The sequence below is a fragment of the Microbacterium sp. Root553 genome, assembly GCF_001426995.1.
Classification (GTDB): Bacteria; Actinomycetota; Actinomycetes; order Actinomycetales; family Microbacteriaceae; genus Microbacterium.
This window is the reverse complement of the sequence record NZ_LMFY01000001.1, coordinates 1467705-1492191: the sequence shown is the minus strand read 5'-3', so window position 1 is coordinate 1492191 and position 24487 is coordinate 1467705. Positions and strand designations below refer to the sequence as shown.

At 69.5% G+C, this 24487-nt stretch carries 25 protein-coding genes; 16 read left to right on the top strand and 9 right to left on the bottom strand.

Annotated elements, in window-relative coordinates; translation table 11 throughout:
* Positions 1-3 precede the first annotated feature (3 nt).
* The 5 genes from xylB to ASD43_RS06920 all read left to right on the top strand — a co-directional run bounded on the left by xylB (position 4) and on the right by ASD43_RS06920 (position 4943).
* Positions 4-1518 (top strand): xylulokinase, encoded by a 1515-nt coding sequence (gene xylB / locus ASD43_RS06940; RefSeq protein ID WP_056415267.1) that lies wholly within the window; start codon positions 4-6, stop codon positions 1516-1518.
* A complete protein-coding gene (locus ASD43_RS06935; RefSeq protein WP_082539300.1) occupies positions 1518-2474 on the top strand; it encodes an NAD(P)-dependent oxidoreductase in 957 nt (318 codons plus the stop codon). The genes xylB and ASD43_RS06935 overlap by 1 nt, the downstream gene beginning before the upstream one ends.
* A gap of 12 nt (positions 2475-2486) precedes the next feature.
* On the top strand, positions 2487-3431 hold the full coding sequence (locus tag ASD43_RS06930; RefSeq protein ID WP_056415262.1) for a shikimate dehydrogenase family protein: 945 nt from the start codon (positions 2487-2489) through the stop codon (positions 3429-3431).
* Positions 3431-4408 carry a phosphotriesterase family protein gene (locus ASD43_RS06925; RefSeq protein WP_056415259.1) on the top strand — a complete coding sequence of 326 codons (978 nt, stop codon included), beginning with the start codon at positions 3431-3433 and terminating at the stop codon, positions 4406-4408. Before ASD43_RS06930 ends, ASD43_RS06925 begins: the two co-directional genes overlap by 1 nt.
* 238 nt (positions 4409-4646) lie before the next feature.
* A complete protein-coding gene (locus tag ASD43_RS06920) occupies positions 4647-4943 on the top strand; it encodes a putative quinol monooxygenase (protein WP_056415257.1) in 297 nt (98 codons plus the stop codon).
* A 98-nt stretch (positions 4944-5041) separates the two neighbouring features.
* Here ASD43_RS06920 and ASD43_RS06915 read toward each other — a convergent pair whose 3' ends face one another.
* From ASD43_RS06915 to ASD43_RS06900, 4 genes are all read right to left on the bottom strand, one after another.
* Entirely contained in the window at positions 5042-6043 is a 1002-nt protein-coding gene (locus tag ASD43_RS06915; protein WP_045252554.1) for an ABC transporter substrate-binding protein, read from the bottom strand.
* A 102-nt stretch (positions 6044-6145) separates the two neighbouring features.
* A complete protein-coding gene (locus ASD43_RS06910) occupies positions 6146-7177 on the bottom strand; it encodes an ABC transporter permease (protein WP_174233215.1) in 1032 nt (343 codons plus the stop codon).
* Positions 7177-8679 carry a sugar ABC transporter ATP-binding protein gene (locus tag ASD43_RS06905; protein WP_056419282.1) on the bottom strand — a complete coding sequence of 501 codons (1503 nt, stop codon included), beginning with the start codon at positions 8677-8679 and terminating at the stop codon, positions 7177-7179. Before ASD43_RS06905 ends, ASD43_RS06910 begins: the two co-directional genes overlap by 1 nt.
* A gap of 177 nt (positions 8680-8856) precedes the next feature.
* The gene (locus tag ASD43_RS06900) at positions 8857-9726 is read right to left on the bottom strand and encodes a sugar phosphate isomerase/epimerase family protein (RefSeq protein ID WP_056415254.1); all 870 of its coding nucleotides are present in this window, start codon (positions 9724-9726) and stop codon (positions 8857-8859) included.
* Positions 9727-9941: 215 nt separating this feature from the next.
* On the opposite strand from ASD43_RS06900, the gene ASD43_RS06895 reads away from it, so the two are divergent.
* Positions 9942-10943, top strand: a complete 1002-nt coding sequence (locus tag ASD43_RS06895; protein ID WP_056415251.1) for a LacI family DNA-binding transcriptional regulator — start codon at positions 9942-9944, stop codon at positions 10941-10943.
* Between the two features lie 116 nt (positions 10944-11059).
* Here the strand turns inward: ASD43_RS06895 and ASD43_RS06890 are convergent, their stop codons facing one another.
* Together ASD43_RS06890 and ASD43_RS06885 are read right to left on the bottom strand one after the other, a co-directional pair.
* Positions 11060-12031 carry an aldo/keto reductase gene (locus ASD43_RS06890; RefSeq protein WP_056415248.1) on the bottom strand — a complete coding sequence of 324 codons (972 nt, stop codon included), beginning with the start codon at positions 12029-12031 and terminating at the stop codon, positions 11060-11062.
* Between the two features lie 142 nt (positions 12032-12173).
* Positions 12174-13469: an L-fuconate dehydratase gene (locus ASD43_RS06885; RefSeq protein ID WP_056415245.1), complete on the bottom strand. Its 1296-nt coding sequence runs from the start codon at positions 13467-13469 to the stop codon at positions 12174-12176.
* Between the two features lie 136 nt (positions 13470-13605).
* Between ASD43_RS06885 and ASD43_RS06880 the strand changes: the two genes are divergently transcribed.
* Positions 13606-14466, top strand: coding sequence for a fumarylacetoacetate hydrolase family protein (locus ASD43_RS06880; protein ID WP_056415242.1), 861 nt, complete (start codon positions 13606-13608; stop codon positions 14464-14466).
* On the top strand, positions 14463-15236 hold the full coding sequence (locus ASD43_RS06875; RefSeq protein WP_235564059.1) for an SDR family NAD(P)-dependent oxidoreductase: 774 nt from the start codon (positions 14463-14465) through the stop codon (positions 15234-15236). Before ASD43_RS06880 ends, ASD43_RS06875 begins: the two co-directional genes overlap by 4 nt.
* A gap of 130 nt (positions 15237-15366) precedes the next feature.
* Here the strand turns inward: ASD43_RS06875 and ASD43_RS06870 are convergent, their stop codons facing one another.
* The gene (locus ASD43_RS06870) at positions 15367-16347 is read right to left on the bottom strand and encodes an amidohydrolase family protein (protein WP_056415238.1); all 981 of its coding nucleotides are present in this window, start codon (positions 16345-16347) and stop codon (positions 15367-15369) included.
* Between the two features lie 46 nt (positions 16348-16393).
* Between ASD43_RS06870 and ASD43_RS06865 the strand changes: the two genes are divergently transcribed.
* On the top strand, positions 16394-17071 hold the full coding sequence (locus ASD43_RS06865; RefSeq protein WP_056415235.1) for a FadR/GntR family transcriptional regulator: 678 nt from the start codon (positions 16394-16396) through the stop codon (positions 17069-17071).
* Positions 17072-17187: 116 nt separating this feature from the next.
* On the opposite strand, the gene ASD43_RS06860 is transcribed toward ASD43_RS06865, so the two are convergent.
* Positions 17188-17850, bottom strand: coding sequence for a transaldolase family protein (locus ASD43_RS06860; protein ID WP_056415231.1), 663 nt, complete (start codon positions 17848-17850; stop codon positions 17188-17190).
* Between the two features lie 107 nt (positions 17851-17957).
* Here ASD43_RS06860 and ASD43_RS06855 point away from each other — a divergent pair, with 107 nt between their 5' ends.
* From ASD43_RS06855 to ASD43_RS06825, 7 genes are all read left to right on the top strand, one after another.
* Entirely contained in the window at positions 17958-18908 is a 951-nt protein-coding gene (locus ASD43_RS06855; protein WP_056415229.1) for a ribokinase, read from the top strand.
* A gap of 53 nt (positions 18909-18961) precedes the next feature.
* Positions 18962-19366 (top strand): D-ribose pyranase, encoded by a 405-nt coding sequence (gene rbsD, locus ASD43_RS06850; RefSeq protein WP_056415226.1) that lies wholly within the window; start codon positions 18962-18964, stop codon positions 19364-19366.
* Position 19367: 1 nt separating this feature from the next.
* On the top strand, positions 19368-20171 hold the full coding sequence (locus ASD43_RS06845) for a GntR family transcriptional regulator (protein WP_056415222.1): 804 nt from the start codon (positions 19368-19370) through the stop codon (positions 20169-20171).
* A gap of 95 nt (positions 20172-20266) precedes the next feature.
* On the top strand, positions 20267-21097 hold the full coding sequence (locus ASD43_RS06840; RefSeq protein ID WP_056415219.1) for a hypothetical protein: 831 nt from the start codon (positions 20267-20269) through the stop codon (positions 21095-21097).
* 20 nt (positions 21098-21117) lie between these two features.
* Positions 21118-22176 carry a PLP-dependent cysteine synthase family protein gene (locus ASD43_RS06835; RefSeq protein ID WP_056415216.1) on the top strand — a complete coding sequence of 353 codons (1059 nt, stop codon included), beginning with the start codon at positions 21118-21120 and terminating at the stop codon, positions 22174-22176.
* A gap of 92 nt (positions 22177-22268) precedes the next feature.
* The gene (locus ASD43_RS06830; RefSeq protein WP_157550878.1) at positions 22269-22838 is read left to right on the top strand and encodes a hypothetical protein; all 570 of its coding nucleotides are present in this window, start codon (positions 22269-22271) and stop codon (positions 22836-22838) included.
* A 269-nt stretch (positions 22839-23107) separates the two neighbouring features.
* Positions 23108-23620 (top strand): glycine cleavage system protein R, encoded by a 513-nt coding sequence (locus tag ASD43_RS06825; RefSeq protein ID WP_056415209.1) that lies wholly within the window; start codon positions 23108-23110, stop codon positions 23618-23620.
* Positions 23621-23673: 53 nt separating this feature from the next.
* On the opposite strand, the gene ASD43_RS06820 is transcribed toward ASD43_RS06825, so the two are convergent.
* Positions 23674-24387 carry a FadR/GntR family transcriptional regulator gene (locus ASD43_RS06820; RefSeq protein ID WP_056419277.1) on the bottom strand — a complete coding sequence of 238 codons (714 nt, stop codon included), beginning with the start codon at positions 24385-24387 and terminating at the stop codon, positions 23674-23676.
* Positions 24388-24487 lie beyond the last annotated feature (100 nt).

Sequence of the window (24487 nt, the reverse complement as noted above, 5' to 3'; positions counted from 1 at the left end):
GCCATGCTGATCGCGCACGATCTCGGCACCACAGGCAACAAGGCGTCGCTGCACCACGACGACGGGCGTCTCGTCACCTCGGTCACCGTGCCGTACCCCGCCCACTTCGCCGCGGGCGGCATCGCCGAGCAGGATCCGGATCACTGGTGGGATGCCGTGGTCGCGGCCACCCGCCAGCTGCTCGACCGCGCCACCGTCGCGCCCGACACCATCGGCGGCCTCGTCGTCAGCGGCCAGATGATGGGCACGGTGCTCCTCGACGCCCACGGGCATCCGGTGCGGCCGGCGATCATCTGGGCCGACACCCGCTCGGGCCTCCAGACCCACGCTCTCGAGCAGCGTCTCGGCGCCCACGACGCCTACCGCCTGCTCGGCCACCGCCTGAATCCCACCTACTCGGTCGAGAAGATCATGTGGGTGCGCGACAACGAGCCCGACGTGTGGGCGCGGGTGCGCCACTTCTGCGTCGCGAAGGACTACATCGTCTATCGGCTCACCGGCCGGCTCGCGACCGAGCGATCGGACGCCTCCGGCACGAACGCCTACGACCAGCAGGGCGGCATCTGGTCGACCGAGGTGCTCGCGGCCGCGGGACTCGACGCCGCACTGTTCCCCGAGATCCTCGAATCGACGACCGTCGCGGGATCCCTCACGGTCGAGGCGGCGGATGCCCTCGGCCTCCCCACCTCCGTCCGCGTCGTGATGGGCGGCGGCGACGGACCGCTCGCCGCGGTCGGCTCGGGCATCGTCGCCCCGGAGGACGGCGCGTACGTGTGTCTCGGCACCTCGTCGTGGATCTCGTTCGCGAGCCTCGCGCCGCTGCACGATCCGCAGATGCGCACCATGACGTTCGACAACGTGGTGCCGGGCTCCTTCGTCCCGACGGCGACCATGCAGGCGGGCGGCGCCTCGGTGCAGTGGATCTCCGAGGCGCTCTCCCCCGACCCCGCTCACCCCGACACCGCGCGGCTGACGGCCGAGGCCGGCGGCGACCTCGACACCGAGGATCTCTACTTCCTCCCCTACCTGCTGGGTGAGCGATCGCCCCTCTGGGACCCGCACGCCCGCGGGGCCTTCGTCGGGCTCGGGCGCCACCACACCCGTGCGCACCTCACCCGAGCGGTGCTCGAGGGGGTGGCGTACAACCTGCTCACCTGCATCGAGGCGTTCCGGGAATCCGGTGCGACGATCGATCGCATCGATGCCGTCGGCGGCGGCGCCCAGAGCGACGCCTGGCTCGGCATCCTCGCCGACGTGTGGGGCGTGCCGATCCGCCGCCGCACCATCGTCGAAGAGGCGAACAGCCTCGGCGCGGCCGTCACGGGCGCCGTGGGACTCGGACTCGCGGACTTCTCCGCGGCCCGCGCGCTCAGCGAGGTCACGGCCGAGTTCACCCCGGATGCCGGTCGGCACGCCGTGCACGCACAGCGGCACGCCCGTTTCACGGCGGCGTACGACGCCCTCGAACCGTGGTTCGCATCCGCCCCCGCTTCCGCCCCCACCGGCCGCGAGAGCTGATGGGCGTCATCCTCGCGACCAGCCGCTCGTTCTCCGACGGTGACGTCGACCTCGTCGCCCTGGCACACGCCGCGGGCCACGAGATCGTGCGCGGCCCCGCGCACCATGCCCTTCCCGAGCTCGCGCCGCTGCTGGCAGCGGCGGAGGGCTGGATCGCGGGCACCGGACCGGTGACCGACGACCATCTGGCCGCCGCCCCGAACCTCAGGGTCATCGCGCGCTACGGCGTCGGCACGGAGGCGGTGGATCTCGCTGCGGCGGTGCGGCGCGGCATCCCGGTGACGAACACCCCCGGGGCGAACGCGGATGCCGTCGCCGACCACGCCGTCGGGCTCATGCTCTCGGCGCTCCGGTACACCGCCGACGGGGACCGTCGCGTGCGCCGCGGCGACTGGAGCGTCCGCCGCGGCAGGGAGCTCGGCGCGGCGACCGTGGGCATCGTCGGATTCGGGAGGATCGGGCAGGGTGTCGCGCGGCGGCTGAGCGGCTTCGGCCCACGCATCCTCGCCACCGACCCGTTCCTGCCCGCCGCCGTGATCGCAGACGCGGGCGCCGAACCCGCCGACCTCGACGACCTGTTCCGCACCGCCGACCTCATCACGCTGCACGCTCCGGGCGGGCTAGCGCTCGTCGATGGAGCGCGGCTCGACGGCATCCGCCGCGGCCTGATCCTGGTGAACACGGCGCGCCCCGATCTGGTCGACGAGTCGGCGCTGGCCGAGGCGCTGCGCGACGGGCGCCTCGGCGCGTACGCCGCCGACACGCTCGACGGCGACACCGCGGCGAGCGCGAGCCCCCTGCTCGCCGACGACCTCGCCGACCGCGTGATCGTCACGCCCCACCTCGGCGCCCAGACCACGCAGGCCGTCGACGCCATGGGCTCGATGTCGCTCGACGACGTGCTCAGCGTGCTCGCGGGTCGCCCTCCCCTGCATCCCGTCTCCCCGCGATCCTGAAGGACCCAGGCAATGACACTCACCGAGACTCCCGCCACCACGACCGGCGGCTACATGGGCTTCATCGGCGTGAGCACCGGCTCGTCGTCGATCATGAGGGTGTTCCCGGCGTGGGCCGAGGTGCTGGGCCTGCCCACCGCGGACCTCGTGGGCCACGACCTGCCCATGGATGCGACGCCCGCGCAGTACGTCGCGATGGTCGAGCGGATCCGCGACGACCCCCACCATCGCGGCGCGCTCGTGACGACGCACAAGATGAACGTGTTCGCCGCCGCCTCCGACCTCTTCGACGAGCTCGATCCGTTCGCCGTCTCGTGCGCCGAGATCTCCAGCATCTCGAAGCGCGGCGACCGGCTGATCGGGCGGGCCAAGGATCCGCTCACGGTCGCCCTCGCGCTGAACGACTTCCTTCCCGCCGATCACTTCGCCCGCACGGGGGCCGAGGTCGTGGTCCTCGGCGCCGGGGGCTCGGGCACCGCCCTCAGCTGGGCGCTCGCGGAACGCGCCGATGCTCCGGCGAAGATCACCGTCACCGCCCGCGACGACGACGCCCTCGCGCACCTGCGCGAGGTGCACCGCCAGCACGGCACCCCCGAGGGACTTCTCTCGTACGCCCGCACCGACACGGTGCAGGAGGCCGCCGCGGTCGTCGCCTCGGCGCCCGCCGGGACGCTGATCGTGAACGCCACCGGTCTCGGCAAGGATCGCCCCGGTTCGCCGCTGCCCGACGATGTCGTGTTCCCCGAGGGCGCCTGGGTGTGGGAGTTCAACTACCGCGGTTCTCTGGAGTTCCTGCATCAGGCACGCGCCCAGGAGGCCGCGCAGGGCCTGCACGTCGTCGACGGCTGGCGGTACTTCATCCACGGCTGGTCGCAGGTGGTCGCCGACGTCTTCGAGATCGACCTCACGCCCGAGATCGTCGAGCGTCTCGCCGAAGCCGCCGAATCGGTGCGCTGATGTCCGTCGTCCGCACGGTCCTCGGCGACATCGACCCTGCGCAGCTCGGGCCGACGGACTATCACGAGCACCTCTTCCAGATCTCGCCGCTGCTGGTCGGCGACGAGCTCGACGACGAAGACCTCTCGGGTCGAGAGGCCGCGCTGCTGAAGGCCAGCGGGTTCACGGCGATGGTCGATGCCACCCCGTTCGGGCTCGGCCGGGATCCGGAGGGGGTCGCGCGCATCAGCGCCGGCACCGCGATGCACGTCGTCGCCTCGACGGGGCGTCACCGCGAAGCGCACTACGGCCCCGACCACCGCACGCGCTCGGCGGATGCCGAGACGCTGTCGGCGCGCTTCATCCGCGAGGTCGAGGAGGGGATGCCGCGCCACGACGACGATCCCGAGGGTGTGCGCGCGCTCGGCCCCGACGGCGGGGCGCCCGTGCGCGCCGGTCTGCTGAAGGCCGGCGTCGACTACTGGCGCATCAGCCCGTTCGAGCACACGACGCTGCTCGCGGTCGCGGCGGCGCAGCGGATGACCGGAGCGCCGGTGATGGTGCATCTGGAATTCTGCACCGCCGCGCACGAGGTGCTCGATCTGCTCGAGGGTGAGGGCGTCGCCGCCGACCGCGTGGTGCTCGCGCATGCCGACCGCGACCCGGATCCGGGTCTGCACGCGTCTCTCGCCGAGCGCGGCGCATACCTGGGCTACGACGGGTTCGCCCGTCCGCGCACCCGTTCCGATGCCGAGCTGCTCGCGCTGACCGCGCGGGTGGTCGAGTACGGGGCCGTCGATCGCATCGTGCTCGGCGGAGACGTCGCCCGCCGTACCCGCTACATCTCGTACGGCGGGATGCCCGGCCTCGCCTACCTCGGCGAGCGCTACGTGCCTCGTCTGCGGTCGGTGATCGGCGACGACGCCGTCGAGCGGATGCTGGTCGCCAACCCCGCCCGCCTGCTCACGCTGCTCCCACCCCACCGCCCCGCCCCTTGAGCGACCACCGAAGCCGAAGCACCCGCCCGTTGAGCGAGGAGCGAAGCCACACTTCTCCCCGCCCGTTGAGCGAGGAGCGAAGCCGATGCACCACCCCTCCCGCCCGTCGAGCGAGGAACGGCAGCCGCACTTCTCCCCGCCCGTTGAGCGAGGAACGGCAGCCACACCCCTCCCCGCCCGTTGAGCGAGGAGCGAAGCACCGAGACGAAACGCCGCACCACGACCCCGAGGAGTCCTCATGACCGAACCGACCATCCTGCACGCTGTGTTCACCGCGCGCCCGGGAAGGGGCGACGAGGTCGCCGCGCTGCTGCGCGACTTCGCCGATGTCGTCCGCGCCGAGGAGGGCAACGTCATGTTCGATGCGACCCGTCTCGTCGACGACCCCGACCGGTTCTTCGTCTACGAGGTCTATCGCGACGAGGCGGCCTTCCGGTCGCACATCGCCGCTCCTGCGGGTGTGCCGTTCAACGAGGCGCTGCAGCAGCTCATCGTCGAGCCGTCGTCGATCCTCACCTTCCTCCGCCGCATCTGATCCGCCGCATCTGATCCGCCGCATCTGATCCGGCGCACCGCCGGACACGGAAGAAGCCCCCCGCCCGAGGGCGAGGGGCTTCCGACGATCTGCTCGGGTCACTCGTAGAGGACCGCGGCGATGTCCTTGTCCTCGAGGTTGGTGCTGTCGTACCAGTACGAACCGGTGTCGTAGAACTTCTCGACCGACTCGCCGTTGGCGGCGTCGTAGGCGGCCTGCACGACCTGCGCGCCGATGCCGATCGGGTCCTGCGTGATCGCGCCGGCCATGGTGCCGTCCTTGATGGCGTTGATCTGGGCGGCGCCCGAGTCGAAGCCGACGATCGTGATCTTGCCCTTCTCGAGACCGAGCTCGTTCACGGCGTTCACGACGCCGATGGCCGAGCCCTCGTTGGTGCCGTAGATGCCCTTGAGGTCGGGGTGCGCCGCGATCAGCGTCTTCGCGATGTCCGCCGACTTCAGGTGGTCGCCGTCGCCGTACTGGATGTCGACGATGTCGATGTCGGGGTAGTCGGCCTCGATCTTGTCGACGAAGCCGTCACGACGCTCGACACCGGTGGAGTTGATCTGCGAGTGGCCGACGATCGCGACCTCTCCCTTTCCGCCGATGAGCTCCGCCATGTGCTCGGCCGCCAGCGCGCCGGCCACCTTGCTGTCGGTGGCCGAGAGGCTCAGGCCCACGTCGCCGTCGCACGGGGCGTCGAAGTAGACGACCGGGATGTCCTTGGCTTTGGCCTGCTCGAGCGGGGCGACGCACGCCTCGGGGTCGAGGGCCGCGTAGGCGATGGCGTCGGGGTTCTTGTCGATGGCGCTCGTGAGCATCTCGAGCTGCTGCGCGATCTCGGTCTCGGCGGCGGGGCCTTCGAACGTGATGCGCACGCCCAGCTCCTCGGCCTTGTCCTCGGCGCCCTTCTTCACGGCCTGCCAGAACTGGTGCTGGAAGCCCTTCGACACGAGCGCGATGTACATCTCGCCGTCGCCGCTGCCTCCGTCGCCGCTTCCTTCTTCGATGACGTCACCGCCGCCGCCCGCACAGCCTGCGAAGACGAGGGCCGATGCGGCCACGAGCGCCGCGAATGCGGTCTTCTTGCCGAATTTCATGAAAACTCCATTGTTCTGTGGTGGATGGGACTGCGTGTGAGGTGGTGCGGATCGCAGCTGGTGCTGCGTTCTCTGGTGCTGCGTTCTCGGGTGATGGATGGGTCAGGTGTGCTGGCGGTTGCGCAGCGAGTCGAGGAAGACGGCCAGGAGCACGACGACGCCGACGACGATGTTCTGCCACTCCGACTGGATCGACAGGATGCGCAGGCCGTTGACGAGCACGCTCATGATGAGCGCGCCGATCACGGTGCCGAGGATCGAGCCGCGCCCGCCGAGCAGCGAGGTTCCGCCGATGATCACCGCGGCGATCGCCTGCAGCTCGTAGCCGGTGCCGATCTGCGGCTGGGCGGAGTCGAGGCGGGCGGCGATGACGATGCCCGCGATCCCGGTGAAGGCACCGGCGAACATGTAGATGAGGATCGTCCAGCGGCGGGTGTTCACACCCGACAGGCGGGTGGCCTCCTCGTTCGATCCGATCGCGAACGTGTAGCGACCGAGCAGGGTCTTCGACAGCACCAGCCAGGCCACGATCGCGAGGGCGGCGGTGATCAGCACGGCGTTCGGGATGCCGGGGATGATCACGCCGAGGGCGATCTTCTTGAAGTCGGGAGCCGAGGTCGAGAAGTAGATCGGTGCGACGTTGGAGATCACCAGGGCGAGACCGCCGGCGATCATCATCATCGCGAGGGTGGCGATGAACGGGGGCAGCCGGAGGAAGGTGATGTTCACGCCGTTGACCAGGCCCATCAGCACACCGGTGAGGACGCCGCCGATCACACCCACCCAGACCGGCAGGCCCAGGTTCGTGACGATGACGCCGGTCATCACGGCGCACAGCGCCATGCCGGTTCCGATCGACAGGTCGATGCCGCCGGTGATGATCACGAAGGTCGTGCCGAGGGCGAGGATGCCGATGACCGCCGTCGACAGCAGCACCGTGGCGATGTTGCTGAAGGTGAAGAAGTTGGGGCTGGCGATCGAGAAGAACAGCACCAGCACGATGAGCGTGCCGAATGCCAGCGACTGCTGGACCTGACGCTTCAGGAACCCGACGACGTCGCGCTTGTCGGTGTTCTCGTCGAGGGCGGTCTGGATGATCGTCGTCGTGGACGACCCGTTCTGCGGAGCGCTCATCAGTCTTCCTCCCCGTGTGCTGCGAGTTGCATGATCTTCTCCTGGCTGGCGTCCTCGTTGCGGAGGGTGCCGGTGATGCGTCCGTTCGCGAAGACCGCGATGCGGTTCGCGACGCGGAGGATCTCCGGCAGTTCCGACGAGATGACGATGATGGATTTGCCCGCATCCGCGAGCTGCTGCATGAGGCGGTAGATCTCTTCTTTGGCGCCGACGTCGATGCCGCGAGTCGGCTCGTCGAAGATGAGGATGTCGCAGTCGCGCATCAGCCACCGGGCGATGACGACCTTCTGCTGGTTGCCTCCCGACAGCAGCTTCACGATCTGGTTCACCGAGGGCGTCTTGACCCGCAGCTGCTCGACGTACTCCTTGGTGCGGCTCTTGGCCTTGCTGTCGCCCATCCAGCCGATGCCGTTGGCGTAGGTGCCGAGCGAGGCGAGCACGGTGTTGAAGGTCACATCCTGCTCGAGCATCAGCCCGAGCAGCTTGCGGTCCTCCGAGAGGTACCCGAGGCCGTGCTTGACGGCATCCGCGGGCTGCGTGATCCTGGCCGCACGTCCGCCGATCGTGATCTCGCCGCCGTCGCTGCGGTCGGCGCCGATGATCGCACGGGCGGTCTCGGTGCGCCCTGCCCCCATGAGTCCCGCGAAGCCCAGGATCTCTCCCCGGTGCAGCTGGAACGACACGTCCTTGAGGAGGTTCCGAGTCGAGAGCCCCCGCACATCGAGGACGACGGGGTCGTCGGCGTGCTCGCGGGCCGCGGGGCGCGTTCCCTCGTCGATCACGCGGCCGACCATCATCTCGATGATCTTCGGGATGCTCACCTCGGATCGGTCCAGTGATCCGATGTATGTGCCGTCGCGGAGCACCGTGACGCGGTCGGCGAGACGCCGCAGCTCGTCCATGCGGTGCGAGATATAGACGATCCCGGTACCCGATGCCCGCAGCTGCTCGATCAGCACGAACAGCGTCTCGGTCTCGGAGTCGGTGAGCGCCGAGGTGGGCTCGTCCATGATCAGGACCTTGGCATTGAACGAGAGCGCCTTGGCGATCTCGACCATCTGCTGCTCGGCCACCGTGAGCTCGCCCACGAGCTGCTTCGGGTTCAGCCCGATGCCGAGACGCTGGAGCAGCTCCGCCGTCTGCGCGTTGAGCTTGCGCTCCGAGAGGAACGGACCGGTGGTCGGCTCCCGCCCCACGAAGATGTTCTGCGCCACGGTGAGATCGGGCATCAGGTTGAGTTCCTGGTGGATGATCGTGATCCCGAGCTGCTGGGCCTGCAGCGGGCTGGTGAGCTCCACCTCCGACCCCTCGAAGGTGATCGTGCCCTCGTCCTTGGTGTAGATGCCCGAGAGGATCTTCATCAGGGTGGACTTGCCTGCGCCGTTCTCACCGACGAGCACGAGGACCTCACCGGCGCGCACCTCGAGGTGCACCTGCTTGAGAGCCTGCACACCGGGGAATCCCTTGCTGATCCCGTCGACTCTGAGAATGGGGTCACTCATGTGCTCACCTGCTTCCTTGGAGGTCGTCATCCGCTGATTCCGGTCGAACCGGAAACATCGGATCAATTCTGCGGCTTGCACACCGCTCTGCGCAAGTTGTATCTAAATGTAACTAAGTGCCTGAGTGAAGGGAAGGCCTGTAATAACAAGTTGGCAACAGGTTCCCTCGACAGGACGTCAGTGCAGCCGGATCGAATCGACCGCGACGAGCTTGTCGCGGATGTACGCGTTCGCGTGCGCTCCGAGCTCGACGTTGTCGGTCCACAGGTTGCGCCAGATCCCGAGCATCCGGCTGAGGTCGGGAGCGACCACCGCCGACGAGAACGACTCGAACACGATCGGCCCGTCGTAGCCGATGCGTCCGAGCGCCTTGAAGAACGTGTCGAAGTCGACCGTGCCGGTGCCGAGATAGCCGCGATGGCTCTCGCCGATGTGCACGTAGCGCAGCGACGGCGCCGCATCGAGCACCGGCGCGAACATATCCGACTCCTCGATGTTCATGTGATACGTGTCGAGATGGATGCCGACGTTCGGCCGCTGCACCTCGTCGACGAACGCGATCGCCTGACGGGCCGTGTTGAGAACGTTCGTCTCGTAGCGGTTGACGACCTCGAGCGACACCGAGATCCCGCGTTCGGCGGCGTGGTCGGCCACCCGTGCGATCGTGGCGCGACTGCTCGCCATGCCCTCGGCGGTGACCGGGTCCATGTACTTCTTCATGGCGCTGTAGATCACGCCGCAGAAGTGCTGCCCGCCGAGATCCGCCAGCACGTCGACCGCCTTGAGCAGCAGCGCCTCGCCGGCCGCGACGACCGCGGGGTCAGCGCTGGTCACATCGGTGGCCTCGGACAGCCCCAGTGACGCGCTAACCGACAGGTCGTGCTCCTCGAGTGCGTCTCTGGCGGCGGCGACGTCGAACGAGAACGGGTCCATGAGCGGGAACTCGATGAGGTCGAAACCCGCCTGCTTCGTCTTCTCGACCGCGAGACGGATGCCGTCGGCATCGAAGTGTCCGGTCCAGACGAGCCCGTGGCAGCCGATGTTCATGAGACCTCTCGAAAGACGGGTGTGGGGCACCATCGCCTCGCCGGATTTGGCACGTGCCAACTCCGTGTTCAGTCACCGTACGCGGAGGGCGGATGCGGTGTCAAGAACTTTCTTGGCACGTGCCAATCGCTGAGATACTGTGGAGTCGTCGGTGCCGCGCGGCCGCGCAGTCGCCCCCGCGCATGCGCGCACCGACGCCGTCGACAAGGAGCTCCATGCCCGCCAGCGTCAAGGATGTCGCCGCCCTCGCCGGGGTGTCCTCATCCACCGTCTCGAACTACCTCAACCACCCGCATGTGCTCGGAGAGTCCAGCGCCGCGAAAGTCAGGGACGCGATCGATCGACTGGGGTACGTGCCGAACGAATCGGCGCGCCAGCTGCGTGCGGGGTCGAGCAAGACGCTCGCACTGATCCTGCTCGACGCCTGGCTGCCGTACTTCCACGAGCTCTCCCGGGGCGTCGAGGATGCCGCGCGCGAAGGCGGCTGGTCGCTGTTCTTCAGCAACAGCAACCGCGACGCCGCCACCGAGCGCGGCAACATCGACATGTTCGAGGCGCACCGCGTGCAGGGCATCGTCATCTATCCGCTCGAAGACGTGGTGCCCCGACTCGAACAGCTCGCCGATCGCGGCATCCGCTCGGTCGTGGTGGGGCCCATCCCCGAGTCGTCGAGCATCGGATCGGTGCGCTTCGACGACCGCGGCGGCGGGCGCCTCGCCGGCGAGCACCTGCTCTCTCTCGGCCGTCGCCGCATCCTCTTTCTCGGAGCCCCCAGCGTCAGCCAGTCGAACGATCGCCGGAGAGGGCTGGAGGATGCCGTCGCGGGCACCGACGCCACGATCGAGGTGATCGACGTGCCGCATCTCGCGACCGAGGACGGACTCGAGGCCGGCGGGCGCGTCGTCGCGCTGCCCGCCGCCGAGCGCCCCGACGCGGTCTTCGCCGCGAACGACATGGTGGCGATCGGCGTGCTCACGCAGCTGCTCCGCCACGGAATCCGCGTTCCCGAGGACGTCGCGATCGTGGGCTTCGACGACGTCACGCAGGCGCGTCAGAGCGTCGTGCCGCTGACGAGCGTGCGGCAGCCGGGGTACGAGATCGGGCGTGCCGCCGGGGCGGCGCTGATCCGCCAGCTCACCGATCCGACGGGCGAGCTGCCCGCACCGACGCCGTTCGCGGCCGAACTCGTGGTCCGCGAGTCGACGGTCGGCGCCTGAGCCCGCCGATGCCCCGTGCACGATTCAGCACGACGTTGCGCTGACACCGATGCCGGGCATCCGGAATCCGCGTCCCACGCGCGATCCTGCTGAATCGTGAACGCGCCCAGCCGCGCTCAGGCGGGGATCAGCCCCTCCGCCGCCAGCTCCTCCCACAGCGCGGACGGGATGTCCCGCGCCGCGTACTCGGCGTTCTGCCGCAGCTGCGCCGCGCGGCTGCCGCCCACGACAACCGAGCGCACGACGTCGGACTGCAGCGGGTACTGGATCGCGGCTGCCGGCACCGGCACGTCGTGCGCCGCACATACCGCGGCGATGCGCAGCAGCCGCTCCCACAGCTCATCCGGCAGCTGACCGTACTCGTACCGGCCGTCGCGTCGCGGCTCGTTCGACGCGAGCAGGCCCGAGTTGAAGACGGATGCCGCGACGATCCCCGTTCCGGTCTCGCGGCATGCCGGCAGCACGTCCTCGGCCGCCGGCTGCTCGAGCAGCGTGTACCGCCCGGCGACCATGATCAGGTCGAGATCCGCCGAGCGCACCGATGCGGCGAGCGCGTCCGACACCATCGAGCCGACGCCGACCGCCGACACCTCGCCGTCTGCCCGCACCTGCTCGAGCGCGGGCAGGGCCTCGGCGAGTGCGAGGTCGAGGTCGTGCCGTTCGGGGTCGTGCAGGTAGACGAGGTCGATGCGCTCGATGCCGAGGCGCTCGCGAGACTCGTCGAGGCTGCGGCGGATGCCGTCTGCCGAGAAGTCCCACTCGCGGCGCAGGTCGTCGGGCACATGGAAGTCGTTCGCGGTGTCGAGGCCGCCGTCGTGGTCGGGGTTCGGCCGCAGCAGCCGCCCGACCTTCGTCGACAGCACGTACTCGTCGCGCGGTTTCGTCTGCAGGAAGGCGCCGAGGCGCCGCTCCGAGAGCCCCAGCCCGTAGTGCGGAGCCGTGTCGAAGTAGCGGATGCCGCTCTCCCACGCCGCCTCGAGGATCCCCCACGACTCCTCGTCGCTCAGCGCCCGGAAGAGGTTGCCGACGTTCGCGGCACCGTAGCCGAGGTGGGGAAGCGTCAGTCGCGCCCGCCCGCCCGCCGACACGCCAGATGTAGGACCGTTTTCCGGGATCCGTCCGACATGTGGCGTGTCGGCCCCCGAGACGTCGGCCGCCGAAACGTCGGCCCCCGAAACGTCGGCCCCGTCGGCCCCCGAAGTGTCGGACCTCGGGACGGACCCCGCAGGCTCAGACACCGACGTGCCGTCCCGTCCACGTGTAGGCGGCAATGCTCACGGCCTTCATCTCCATGCCGGACCCTGCCGCGGTCGGAGCCATGTACGAGCCGCCCTTGATGTCGGTGGGGATCACGAAGTGCTCGTGCAGATGGTCGACGAACTCGATCATGCGTCCTTCGCGGGTGCCGGTGACGGCGACGAAGTCGAACATCGACAGGTGCTGCACGGCCTCGCAGAGACCGACTCCCCCGGCGTGCGGGCAGACCGGCACCCCGAACTTCGCTGCGAGCAGCAGGTTGGCGATGTTCTCGTTGACGCCGGCGACCCGCACGGCGTCGATCTGCATGACCGAGATCGCCTCGGCCTGCAGCAGCTGCTTGAAGATGACCCGGTTCTGCGCGTGCTCGCCGGTGGCGACACGGATGGGCGCGATGCCTCGTGCGATCTCGGCATGACCGAGCACGTCGTCGGGGCTCGTGGGCTCTTCGATCCAGGCCGGGTGGAACTCGGCGAGCGCGGTGACCCACTCGATCGCCTCCGACACCTCCCAACGCTGGTTGGCGTCGATCGCGATCGGGAAGTCCGGTCCGCAGACCTCGCGCGCCTTGCGGAAACGGCGGATGTCGTCGTCGAGGTCGGCACCGACCTTGAGCTTGATCTGGGTGAAGCCGTCGGCCATCGCCTCGCGGGCGAGCCGCTCGAGCTTCTCGTCCGAGTAGCCGAGCCAGCCGGGGCTGGTCGTGTACCCGGGGTAGCCGGTGGCGAGCAGCTCGCGCTCGCGCTCGGCGCGGCCGGGCTCGGCGGCGCGCAGGATCTCGAGGGCGTCGTCGCGGGTCAGTGCGTTGGTGAGATAGCGGAAGTCCACCAGGTCCACCAGCTCTTCTGGCGTCATCCGCGCCAGCAGCTGCCAGAGCGGGAGCCCCGCGCGCTTGGCCTTGATGTCCCACAGCGCATTGATGACGGCGCCGATCGCCATGTGCATGACGCCTTTCTCCGGGCCGAGCCAGCGCAGCTGGGAGTCCCCGATGATGTCGCGGAACGTGCCGCCCATGTCGTCGAGGAGCGGCTCGATCTCACGACCGACGAGGTGTCCGGCGAGCGCGTCGATCGCCGCGACCTGCACGTCGTTGCCGCGGCCGATCGTGAAGACGAAGGCGTGGCCGTCGACGCCGTCCTCGGCATCCGTGCGCACGATCACGTACGCGGCGGAGTAGTCGGGGTCGGGGTTCATCGCGTCCGAGCCGTCCAGACTCAGCGATGTCGGGAAGCGGATGTCGGTCGTGTCGAGGGCGACGATGCGGCTCACGGGATCCTCTCGTGCACGGGGGGAAGGATTCGTGCAGATCTCTTGGAGTGTAAACATCCGATGTCTATACTGTCAACGAGCCGCGCTACGACAGCGCGCCGCCGCACCGGCGCAAACGGCACTGATCAGGAGAGACATGAAGTTCGCACGTCTAGGCAGCCTCGGCGCCGAGATCCCCGTCCTCGTCGAGGGTGACCGCTACCTCGATCTGCGGTCCGTGACATCCGATGTGAACGGTGACTTCCTCGCCGGAGACGTCGTCGCACGCGTCGAGGCGGCCCGTGCGGCCGGTGAGCTTCCCGAGCTCGAGGATGCCGCCGCACTGCGCATCGGTGCGCCGATCGTCCGCCCCAGCGCCGTGATCTGCATCGGGCAGAACTACGCCGCGCACGCGAGGGAATCCGGGGCGGAGCCGCCCACCGTGCCGATCATGTTCCTGAAGACGCCGAACACGGTCGTCGGCCCGAACGATGCGGTCACGATCCCCCGGGGCAGCGAGAAGACCGACTGGGAGGTGGAGCTGGGCATCGTGATCGGCGCCCGGGCCTCCTACCTCGACTCCCCCGACGAGGCCGACGCGCACATCGCCGGCTACGTGGTGGCGAACGACGTCTCCGAGCGCGCCTTCCAGATGGAGGTCTCGGGCGGGCAGTGGTCCAAGGGCAAGATCGCCCCGGGCTTCAACCCCACCGGCCCGTGGCTGGTCACCCCCGACGAGGTCGACGTCGACGAGCTGCGGCTGCGCAGCTGGGTCAACGGCGAGCCCCGCCAGGACTCGAACACGAACGACATGATCTTCGACGTGCGCACGATCGTGCACCACCTGTCGCAGTACGTCACTCTCGAGCCGGGGGATCTGATCCTCACCGGCACCCCGCAGGGGGTCGCGTTCGGCGGCAGATTCCCGTACCTGAAGGCGGGCGACGTGGTCGAGATCGAGATCGAAGGACTGGGGCATCAGCGCCAGGAGTTCGTGGCCTGGGAGGCACAGAAGTGAGCACGCAGATCCACACCCCGGCACTCGACGGGCTCGTCGCGATCGTCACCGGCGGAGCATCCGGCATCGGGGCCGCCATCGCTGCCCGCCTGCACGCCGACGGAGCGCGGATCGCCGTGCTCGACCGCGACACCTCGGGGGCGGATGCCGCCTTCGCGGCGTTCACCGCCGACGTGTCCGACCGCGCATCGGTGGATGCCGCCGTCGCCGCCGTCGCCGCGGAGTTCGGCCGCATCGACATCGTGGTCAACAACGCCGGCGTCGGCGCGCAGGGCGACATCAGCGCGAACGACGACGAGGAGTGGGCGCGCGTGCTCTCGATCAACGTCACCGGGATCGCCCGCGTGACGTCGGCCGCGCTGCCCTGGCTCAAGAGGTCGCCGAGCGCGGCGGTGTGCAACACGGCATCCATCGCGTCGACGACCGGACTCCCGCAGCGCGCCCTGTACAGCGCGTCGAAGGGTGCCGTCTCGGCACTGACCCGGGCCATGGCCGCCGACCATCTGCGAGAGGGCATCCGCGTCAACGCCGTAAACCCGGGCACCGCCGACACCCCGTGGGTCGGCCGACTGCTCGACGCGGCCGACGACCCCGCTGCCGAACGCGCCGCCCTCGAAGCCCGTCAGCCGCATGGCCGGCTGGTCTCGCCCGACGAGGTGGCCGCGGCCGTCGCGTATCTGGTGAGCCCTGCGGCCGGCTCCACCACCGGGACGTTCATCGAGGTCGACGGCGGAATGGCCCAGCTGCGCCTGCGTCCCGTCGGGAGCTGACTCGCCGCGTCCCGCCGGGTCACGGTGTTCTGGGCCGTCTGCGCTGCCCGCGACCGCGCGTGCGCGTGCGCTCGCGATCGCGATCGCGATCGCGATCGCGCGTACGCTTGCGCTTGCGCTTGCGCTTGCGCTACGAGCGCTCTCCCCGCAACCAGCCCCGGATGCCGCGGCGAGGGCGCTCCTCCCGAGCATCCTCCTGCGTCGGCCGCTGGCCGATCCGGTAGAACGCCTCGGCATTCCGCCACATGAGGGCGTCGACGTCATGCCCGCGGCGCTCGGCCCAGGCGATCACGGCATCCGCCCATCGGCTCCGCGCCGTCGGCTGATACATCGGCGATCCGTCGGGAGTCCTGTGCGGGTCGCCCTCCTCCGCGGGGCCGATGACGGACACCGGCCAATCGCTGCCCCACATCAGCCGTTCGACGCCGAAGGCATCCGCGGCCGCGTCGAGGAAGGGCGCGAGCTGCTCCGGCGACCAGTCGCCGCCCGCCTCCGCAGGCAGCCCAGACAGCTTGCACCACACGTTCGGATGCCGGGCCAGATCGTCGAGATCGCGCACCCACTCCCTCGTCGGCGCCACCGGAGCATCCGCGGTGCCGACCTCCGGCTTGCCGAGGTGATCGAGCACCGTCCGCAGCTCGGGCACCGCTCCCGCGAGGCGCGCGATCTCGGGCAGCTGCGAGGCGCGCACGCACGCATCGAACGACCAGCCGCGGGCGGCGACCTCGCGCGCGCCGGTCACGAACGCGGCCGACACCGCGAGTCCGTCCGGTTCGCCCTGCAGGTTGTGCCGCACGCCGACCACGAGCGGCTCGCCGGCGAGGCCCTCGAGATGCGCGGTCGTGTCGGTGCCGCGGTCGAGCCTCGCGCCGGCGACGATGCCGACCACGCCCACGCGCTGCGCGAGAGACGCCACCCAGCGGACCTCCTCGAGGAAGTCGTCTTCGACCGTCTCGGCCTGCACGAACACCGCCCGCTCGGTCGTCGCACGCGGGATGCGCGCGTGCTCGATCTCGGTCTCCGCGAACAGCCACGCGAGAGGCCCCTCGAGCCAGGTGTAGTGCAGAAGCTCCGGGTCCCAGAGATGCAGGTGCGAATCGAGTGCGCGCATACGCCCATCCTGCCGCAGACATCCGATGACTGGCTAGGATGACGCCATGGCAGTGACTGACGAGGCGATCGAGAAGATCAAGGCGATGATCGTGTCGGGCGAGCTCGCGCCGGGCGACCGGCTCCCTCCCGAGAAGGAGCTGTCCGAACGCCTCGGCCTGTCACGCAACTCGATGCGCGAAGCCGTGAAGGCCCTCGAGGTGATCCGAGTCCTCGATGTGCGCCGCGGCGACGGCACCTACGTGACGAGCCTCGAACCGCACCTGCTGCTCGAAGCGATGTCGTTCGTGGTCGACATGCACGATGACGACTCGATGCTCGAGATCTTCGCCGTCAGACGGATGCTGGAGTCGCAGGCGACCGGCCTCGCCGCGACCCTGGGCAGCGACGAGGCGATCGCGCACCTCGAGAGCGAGGTCGGCTCGATCGACGCCGGCGTCAGCGTCGAGGAGCTGGTCGAGCACGACATCCGCTTCCACCGCGATATCGTCGGAATGGCCGGCAACGCCTACCTCGCCAGCCTCATCGAGCACCTGAGCAGTCAGACCGTGCGCGCCCGGGTGTGGCGCGGGCTCACCGAGGCCGGGGCGGTCGAGCGCACACTCTCGGAGCATCGCGCCATCGCCGAGGCCATCGCCCGGCACGACCCCGCCCTGGCCACCTCGCTCGCCACCGCGCATATCGCCGGCGTCGAGCGGTGGCTGCGCCAGGCGGCCGCCGCCTAGGTCGTTCGGTTCTCCGCACGGATTCATCCGCGGCGACCGCAGATCTGCGGAACCGCGCGGTGCCAGTCCGCCTTCGGACACACCCATGCTGAATTGCGAACGAGGCGACCGAGGACTCAGGCTCCGAGCCGCACCATCGCCGCGTCGAACTCGACCGCCGAGCCGTCGCTGACCTCGTGGAACAGCATCTGCTCGATCACATCGGGGGCGGCGGTGAAATACGGCACCCCGGCGAGACGCAGCCCGGTGATGTCGTCAGGCGAGCGCAGACTCGCGGCGAGCACGTCGGTGCCGCTCCCGGCGCAGACCTCCTGCATCCGGGCGATCACGACATCCCCGTCGATGCCGGCGTCCCGCATCCGGCCGAGGTAGGGGGCGATGTACTGCACTCCGATCGAGGAGCAGACCAGTGCCTGCGCGACGGAATAGACGGCGGTGACGAGCACGGTGGCCCCGTCGGCGACGAGAGCGGATGCCGCGGCGAAGCCGTCGCGCGTGGCGGGGACCTTCACCGCCACGCGGTCTCCCAGCGCCCGGATGGTCTCGGCATTGCGCAGGAACGATGCCGTGTCGCCGCCCCAGGTCTGGAAGAAGATCTCCCGCGCGCCCTCGGCGGACCACCGCGCGTACAGGTCGGGGATCTCGGCGGCAGTGCGCCCACCCCGCTCGAGGATCGTCGGGTTCGTCGTCACACCGTGCACGACGCCCGCGGTGAGGAGCGAGGCGACGCGATCGACGTCCGCGCTGTCGACGTAGAGACGGGGGGCCGCGGCAGTCATCGGGTCTCCTTGTGCACAACCTGTCGTTACAGGTTCGGATTCGGCTAATGTAATGACAGCCGCGGAGGATGTCAAAGCACCCCGCATCGACGACGATCAGGAGTGCCATGACAGCCGCCACCTCGCCCGATCGCACCGGCGTCGTCATCGTCGGCAGTGTGACCGCAGACGTGACGACCTTCTCGACCCGCCTTCCGGCACGGGGAGAGACCATCCTCGGTGACGAGTTCACGCTCATGCTCGGCGGCAAGGGCGCGAACCAGGCCGTCGCGGCCGGACGCTCGGGGGCTCGCACGAGCTTCGTCGGATGCGTGGGCGACGACCTCTTCCACGACCTCGTCGTCGACGGTCTCAGCGAGGCGGGCGTCGATCTGGCCCATCTGCGCACCGTGCCCGGTCCGACGGGCGTCGCGCACATCCGCGTCGACGCGTCGGCGCAGAACGACATCGTCATGGTCCCGCTCGCCAACGCGGCCCTCAGCACCGAACAGATCGATTCGGCGCTGGCCGCCCTGGCGCCCACGACCTCGGTGCTGCTCACCCAGCTCGAGACGCCCTCGGCGCTCACCGCGCACATCACCGCCCGTGCACGGGAGCACGGCATGACGGTCATCCTCGATCCGGCCCCCGCCGCCCCGCTCGACGACTCGGTGTGGGCGAACATCGACATCGTCACCCCGAACGAGACCGAGGCCTCGGTGCTCAGCGGCATCGAGGTCGTCGACGCGACCAGTGCCGAGCTCGCGGGCCGCTGGTTCCTCGACCGGGGTGTCGGCGCGGCCGTGATCACCCTCGCGGGGCAGGGGTCGTGCGTCGTCACGGCGGACGCCGCCTTCGTCGTCCCGCCCTTCCCCGTCGAGGCGGTCGACACGACCGCGGCCGGCGATGCGTATGCCGGATACCTCGGCGCCGCGCTCGCCAACGGGTGGGAGCTGACCGATGCCGTGCGTCTGGCCACCGCGGCCGGAGCGCTCGCCGTCACCAAGCAGGGCGCGTCGCCGAGCCTGCCGCTGCGCGCCGAGGTCGACGCCTTCCTCGCGGCCCGCGACGCCCTCTGACCGCATCCGCCCTCCGGCCCCGACATCCGTCCGATCCCGCACGAGGAGACATCATGCGAAAGACAGCGACGACCATCAACCCCGCCCTCTCCCGAGTCATCAGCGAGACCGGGCACACCGATCTGCTGGTCGTGACCGATGCGGGGCTGCCCATCCCTCCGGGATCCGAGCGCATCGATCTGGCCTACCGCCCGGGCGCCCCCGCGTTCCTCGACGTGCTCGACACGGTGCTCGCCGAGCTCGTCGTCGAGGGCGCGACCGTCTCGGAGGAGGTCGCCGAGAAGAGCCCCGAGATCCTGGCGGCGCTGCGCGAGAGGTTCGCCGGCCAGGACTTCGAGATCGCCATGGTCCCGCACGTCGAGTTCAAGGCGCTCACCCACTCCGCGCGGGCGTTCGTGCGCTCGGGCGAGTTCACCCCCTATGCCAACGTGATCCTGCATGCGGGCGTCGCGTACTGACATGGATGATGCGATCGACCGCCATTCGGCGGCGCCCATGTACGACCAGCTGCGCCAGCTCATCGTCGAGGGCATCTCGCGCGACGGCCTGCAGCCGGGCGATCCGCTGCCGGGAGAGCACCGGCTCTGCGAGCGCTACGGCATCTCCCGCACCGTGGTGCGGCAGGCCCTGGCGCAGCTCGAGCACGAGGGGCTCGTCGAACGCGTCAAGGGCAAGGGCACGTTCGTGTCCCGCCCCCGCACCAGTGAGAGCCTCGTGCACACCCTGATCGGTCTCTACGACGACGTCGAGCGACGCGGCGGACATGTGCACAGCGATGTGCTGCGCCACGAGCCCGCCGTCGCCGACGACGAGATCGCCGCCGCCCTCGACCTCGAGCCCGGCGCACCCGTCGTGGCGCTCGAGCGGCTGCGCCACGTCGACGGCGAGCCGTGGTCGCTCTCCACGACCTGGATGCCGGAAACGGTCGGCCACGTCACCCTCGGCGTCGATCTCTCCGAGGCGTCCCTCTACCGCCTCCTCGCCGACAACGGCATCGTCGCGACGAGCGGGGTGCGCTCGGCCGAGGCCACCGTCGCGACCCATGACCAGGCACAGCATCTGGGCGTGAGCGCCGGCTCCGCCCTCCTGCGGCTGCGCAGCGTGAGCCGGGCGTCCGACGGCATCCCGATCGAGTACTTCGTCGCGTATCACCGCGGCGATCGCTCGCGTTTCGAGTTCCAGCTGCAGCAGGAGCAGTCGCAGGCCTCACTGCTGCACATCGACGGCGACGGCGGCACCTCGCGAGCCGGCACGGTGATCTGAGCGGTGATCCGGGCACTGATCCGGCACTGATCCGAGGCCGCTAGCCTGGGGGCGAGAGCGCGCCGAGCCGGTGTCGCCGACGGAGGGGGAGCACGATGGTCGATCCGCACGAGCCCGATCCGCGCGCCGACCCTGTCATCCCTCCGCCGCCCGCCATTCCCGGCACGTCCGAGACGGCGCCGCACGTCGTACCGCTCGCTCCGCCGCTGAGCGGGCCCGCCTCTCCTGCACCGGGCGCTCCGCCGGCGGCCTCCCCCGGTGGATACGGTCCTCCGCCGCCCCCGCAGCTTCCGCCCTACGCATCGACGGGGCAGCCCGGCTCAGCGGGGCAGCCCGGCACGGCCTCGCAGTTCGGCGCGGTCTCGCAGCCCGGGATCTACCCGACTGCCGCCTACCCCGGCATCGGCGCGCCCGCCCCGGCGCGGACGTCCGGCCGCGCGATCGGGATCGTGTTCGGTTCGATCGGAGCGGTGCTGATCGTCGGCATCATCGCGGTCGCCGTGCTGCTGGGTTCCCTCACCGCGACGAGGACCGATCCGTCGACCGCGCCGCTCCCCACATCGATCAGCGAGCCTCCCAGCGGCCCGGATGCCGGGGCCGGTGCCGAGATCGCCGACATCCTCGACGCCAAGATGGACGAGTACAAGCGCCTCCGCGACAGCGGCGCGCTCTGGCAGAGCATTCCCGACAACGACTTCAACCGCACCGCGGTCGCGGCCTTCCTCTTCTTCCTCACCGACATGAAGGTCGCGACGATCTGGGGTGTCGACGCGGCGCAGGCGCAGGAGTACGAGGAGCGGATGACGATGCTCGAGGAGCGTCTTCTCGCTCAGCAGCCGCTCGGCGACGACATCAAGATCACGCTGGAGGACCAGATCTTCACGTACGACGGCGAGACGGGCGAGGGCGGGTTCACGCCGAAGTAGGCGACCGTTACGCTCGAAGGATGAGCGACTGGACCAGCACTGCGATCGCCCTGCTGGAGGCCGACGCCAACCGCAGCGCCGACACCCATCTGCACCTGTTCCCGTTGCCGCCGGAGTGGGGCATCGATCTCTACCTGAAAGACGAGTCGGTGCACCCCACGGGGTCGCTCAAGCACCGCCTGGCGCGCTCACTCATCCTGTACGGACTCGTGAACGGCCGCATCGACGAGAACTCCACGCTCGTCGAGTCCTCGAGCGGATCAACCGCCGTCTCCGAGGCGTACTTCGCCCGGATGCTCGGGCTGCCCTTCGTGACGGTCGTGCCGCGCTCGACGAGCCAGGAGAAAATCGACCTCATCGAGTTCTACGGCGGACGCTGCCATTTCGTCGACCGCGCCGAGGACATGTCGCCCGAGGCGCAGCGCCTGGCGTCCGAGTGCCACGGCCACTACCTCGACCAGTTCACGTTCGCCGAACGCGCCACCGACTGGCGCGGCAACAACAACATCGCCGAGAGCGTGTTCAGCCAGCTGGCGCAGGAGCGGCATCCGATCCCCCGCTGGATCGTGGTGGGCGCGGGCACCGGCGGCACGAGCGCGACCTTCGGGCGCTACGTCAAGTTCCGCCGCCACGAGACGCAGATCGCCGTCGTCGACCCCGAGGGCTCGGCGTTCTACGACGGCTGGGCGGGCACGATCGATCCGCCCGTCGGGCGCCCCAGCCGCATCGAGGGCATCGGTCGCCCACGCGTCGAGGCCTCGTTCGTGCCGACCGTGATCGACGAGATGATCCAGGTGCCCGATGCCGGATCGATCGCCGCGATCCGGATGCTGCGCGAGCGCACCCTGCACCTCGCCGGAGGCTCGACCGGCACCAACCTGTACGGGGCGTTCCAGCTGATCGCGCGCATGCGCGCGGCGGGCGAGACCGGCAGCATAGTCACACTGATCTGCGACAGCGGCATCCGCTACGCCGGCACGTATTTCAACGACGACTGGGTCGCCGAGCAGGGCTGGGACCTCGCCCCGCACCGCGCCCGTCTCGACCACCTCCTCGAGACCGGGGTCTGGGTCGACTGATCCCTTTCTTCGGGTCCCGAGTCCGCCCCTGCCCGTGCGCGATTCACCATGCCCGTCGCGGCGCGCTCCGGCCGTCTCGATAGGCTGGCCGCATGGCATCCCTTACCCCTGCTCGGCGTGACGTCGCAGGCATGAAGATGTTCCTCGGATCCGTGGAGATCGGCGAGCAGCTGAGCGCGGTCTTCGGATCCGCTCGGTACGGGCTCTACGCGGTGCGCGGTGAGTCACGCCAATCTCTCGCCGGAGACATCGCGATCGCCGACCAGGTGCTCGGCGGCCCCCGCAAGACGGTCCCCACCGGTGGAACCTCCAGCGTCACCCGCCAACCCGCATCGGAGCTGAGGGCCGTTCCTGCCGAGCTGGGGCATGTCGGCGAGGGAGCAGAGCAATCCCCCGGCGACGTCCGACATGGCGATCTGGTGACCGTGACATTCACGCACCACACCTACGGGGACTTCAGCCTTTCCGGCGTAGCGACATCAGGCACCGACCCTTTCATCCTCGTCGGCCCATGGATCATCTCCAACGACGGCGTGATCTCCGCGTTCGTCGCGAGCTGCGTCATCCACGCCCGAAACGGCGACCACAGCGAGCCGATCCCCGCGGTGCGCGGAGCACTGGACGCGGTCGCCGCACTGGAACCCGCCAACGACCAGGCGTGATGTCCAGGGAGGGATGCGCAAGTCGTCGCTGACCAGGAGCGACCCTTTCAGCCTGTCGTCTTTCGTGTGGGCGAGCGCGAGTTCGATGTCTTCGCCTCATCCGCCCACCCTAGATGCGCGCGCTCGGACTCGAGTTCAGCGGCCGCCCTCGGTGCGGCTGACCCGCTCGTTCACAATTCAGCACGGATACCCTCGTTCTGCCACCTGATCACCCGAGCGCCCGGGATGAGACCACTGGGTGCTGAATTGCGAACAGCTACGCTGGCCGCATGACTACTCTCATCCTCACTGTCGCGGGTGCTGACCGCCCCGGTCTCGTCGCCGCCGTCGCCGATGTCGTCGACGCCCACCGCGGCAACTGGGAGAACAGCTCGTTGGCCGAGCTCGCCGGAACCTTCGCGGGCGTGATCGAGGTCTCGGTCGCTCCGGAACACTCGGACGGGCTGCAGAGCGCACTACGCGAGCTGCAGGGCCAGGGGCTGCTCACCCTCGCGGTGCTCGCCGGCTCACCCGCGACGGACGCCGAGGCGGAAGTGCTCGAGATCCGCGTGCTCGGCAACGACCGCTCGGGGATCGTCCGCGAGATCTCGAACGTGCTGAGCGCGCATGAGCTCAGCATCGAAGAGCTGGCCACCGAGACCCGGGATGCCGCGATGGCCGGCGGGCGCCTGTTCGAGGCATCCGTGATCGCGCGGGTTCCCGCCTCTGTCGACCTCGACGCGCTGCGTCGTGACCTCGAGCGCATCGCGACCGAGATCCAGGTCGACATCACCCTCGCCTGAGGCTCCGGTCGATCCGCCCATCGGCACGGTTAGGCACAGCCGGGACGCGCGGGTCAGTCGGATGCCGGCGCCGACGTGGGTTCGATCAGACTCACGTCGGTGTACCGGCGCACCCAGTACTCGGTCTGGGCGACGTGCGCGGATGCCGCAGCCGATGCCGCGACCGGGTCTGCCGCCGCGAGTCCACGAAGGATCGCGCGGTGCCCCGCGTCGGAGTGCAGTTTGAGTTCGGCGGCGTCCGCCGCATCGGGAATCCGATAGGCCCGCGAGCGTGAGCGCAGCACGTCGATGAGGCTCGTGAGAGCGTCGTTGCCGGCGATCTTCGAGATCGTCATGTGGAACGCATGATCGAGGCGCGAGTGGTCTTCGAAGTCCGTGCCGGCCTCGATCTCGTCGAGCAGGCGTCCGAGTTCCTCCACCGTCGCCGCATCGATGCGAGCTGCCGCGAGCGCGGCGGCATGCGGTTCGAGCACCCGACGCAGCTCGGTCAGTTCGAGCACTCCCTCCATCGGCAGCAGCCCGACGGTGAGCGAGAGGCTGCCGATGAGGTCGGCGGCGCGAAGCTCGCTCACATAGCTGCCCGATCCGTGACGGGTCTCGAGCACGCCGAGTGCGGCCAGCATGCGGATGCCCTCGCGCAGCGACCCGCGAGAGACGCCGAGCCGCTCGCAGAGCTCACCCTCGCTGGGCAGCCGATCACCGGGTCGCAGCGCTCCGTCCGCGATCAGCGCGCGCAGTCCGTGCAGAGCAGTATCCAGAGCGCTCATCGACATCCTCCTGACACCGCCCGATTCCTCTGAGAGTCTGTCGGACATACCGGCCTCGTCAAATTCGTATGACGACTATGTTTCATCTTCACCTTTTCAT

Excerpts from the sequence above, each read along its gene's own strand:
- xylB (WP_056415267.1), top strand. The coding sequence starts at position 4 with ATGCTGATCGCGCACGATCTCGGCACCACAGGCAACAAGGCGTCGCTG.
- ASD43_RS06935 (WP_082539300.1), top strand. The coding sequence starts at position 1,518 with ATGGGCGTCATCCTCGCGACCAGCCGCTCGTTCTCCGACGGTGACGTC.
- ASD43_RS06930 (WP_056415262.1), top strand. The coding sequence starts at position 2,487 with ATGACACTCACCGAGACTCCCGCCACCACGACCGGCGGCTACATGGGC.
- ASD43_RS06925 (WP_056415259.1), top strand. The coding sequence starts at position 3,431 with ATGTCCGTCGTCCGCACGGTCCTCGGCGACATCGACCCTGCGCAGCTC.
- ASD43_RS06920 (WP_056415257.1), top strand. The coding sequence starts at position 4,647 with ATGACCGAACCGACCATCCTGCACGCTGTGTTCACCGCGCGCCCGGGA.
- ASD43_RS06915 (WP_045252554.1), bottom strand. The coding sequence starts at position 6,043 with ATGAAATTCGGCAAGAAGACCGCATTCGCGGCGCTCGTGGCCGCATCG.
- ASD43_RS06910 (WP_174233215.1), bottom strand. The coding sequence starts at position 7,177 with ATGAGCGCTCCGCAGAACGGGTCGTCCACGACGACGATCATCCAGACC.
- ASD43_RS06905 (WP_056419282.1), bottom strand. The coding sequence starts at position 8,679 with ATGAGTGACCCCATTCTCAGAGTCGACGGGATCAGCAAGGGATTCCCC.
- ASD43_RS06900 (WP_056415254.1), bottom strand. The coding sequence starts at position 9,726 with ATGAACATCGGCTGCCACGGGCTCGTCTGGACCGGACACTTCGATGCC.
- ASD43_RS06895 (WP_056415251.1), top strand. The coding sequence starts at position 9,942 with ATGCCCGCCAGCGTCAAGGATGTCGCCGCCCTCGCCGGGGTGTCCTCA.
- ASD43_RS06880 (WP_056415242.1), top strand. The coding sequence starts at position 13,606 with ATGAAGTTCGCACGTCTAGGCAGCCTCGGCGCCGAGATCCCCGTCCTC.
- ASD43_RS06870 (WP_056415238.1), bottom strand. The coding sequence starts at position 16,347 with ATGCGCGCACTCGATTCGCACCTGCATCTCTGGGACCCGGAGCTTCTG.
- ASD43_RS06865 (WP_056415235.1), top strand. The coding sequence starts at position 16,394 with ATGGCAGTGACTGACGAGGCGATCGAGAAGATCAAGGCGATGATCGTG.
- ASD43_RS06860 (WP_056415231.1), bottom strand. The coding sequence starts at position 17,850 with ATGACTGCCGCGGCCCCCCGTCTCTACGTCGACAGCGCGGACGTCGAT.
- ASD43_RS06855 (WP_056415229.1), top strand. The coding sequence starts at position 17,958 with ATGACAGCCGCCACCTCGCCCGATCGCACCGGCGTCGTCATCGTCGGC.
- rbsD (WP_056415226.1), top strand. The coding sequence starts at position 18,962 with ATGCGAAAGACAGCGACGACCATCAACCCCGCCCTCTCCCGAGTCATC.
- ASD43_RS06845 (WP_056415222.1), top strand. The coding sequence starts at position 19,368 with ATGGATGATGCGATCGACCGCCATTCGGCGGCGCCCATGTACGACCAG.
- ASD43_RS06840 (WP_056415219.1), top strand. The coding sequence starts at position 20,267 with ATGGTCGATCCGCACGAGCCCGATCCGCGCGCCGACCCTGTCATCCCT.
- ASD43_RS06835 (WP_056415216.1), top strand. The coding sequence starts at position 21,118 with ATGAGCGACTGGACCAGCACTGCGATCGCCCTGCTGGAGGCCGACGCC.
- ASD43_RS06830 (WP_157550878.1), top strand. The coding sequence starts at position 22,269 with ATGGCATCCCTTACCCCTGCTCGGCGTGACGTCGCAGGCATGAAGATG.
- ASD43_RS06825 (WP_056415209.1), top strand. The coding sequence starts at position 23,108 with ATGACTACTCTCATCCTCACTGTCGCGGGTGCTGACCGCCCCGGTCTC.
- ASD43_RS06820 (WP_056419277.1), bottom strand. The coding sequence starts at position 24,387 with ATGAGCGCTCTGGATACTGCTCTGCACGGACTGCGCGCGCTGATCGCG.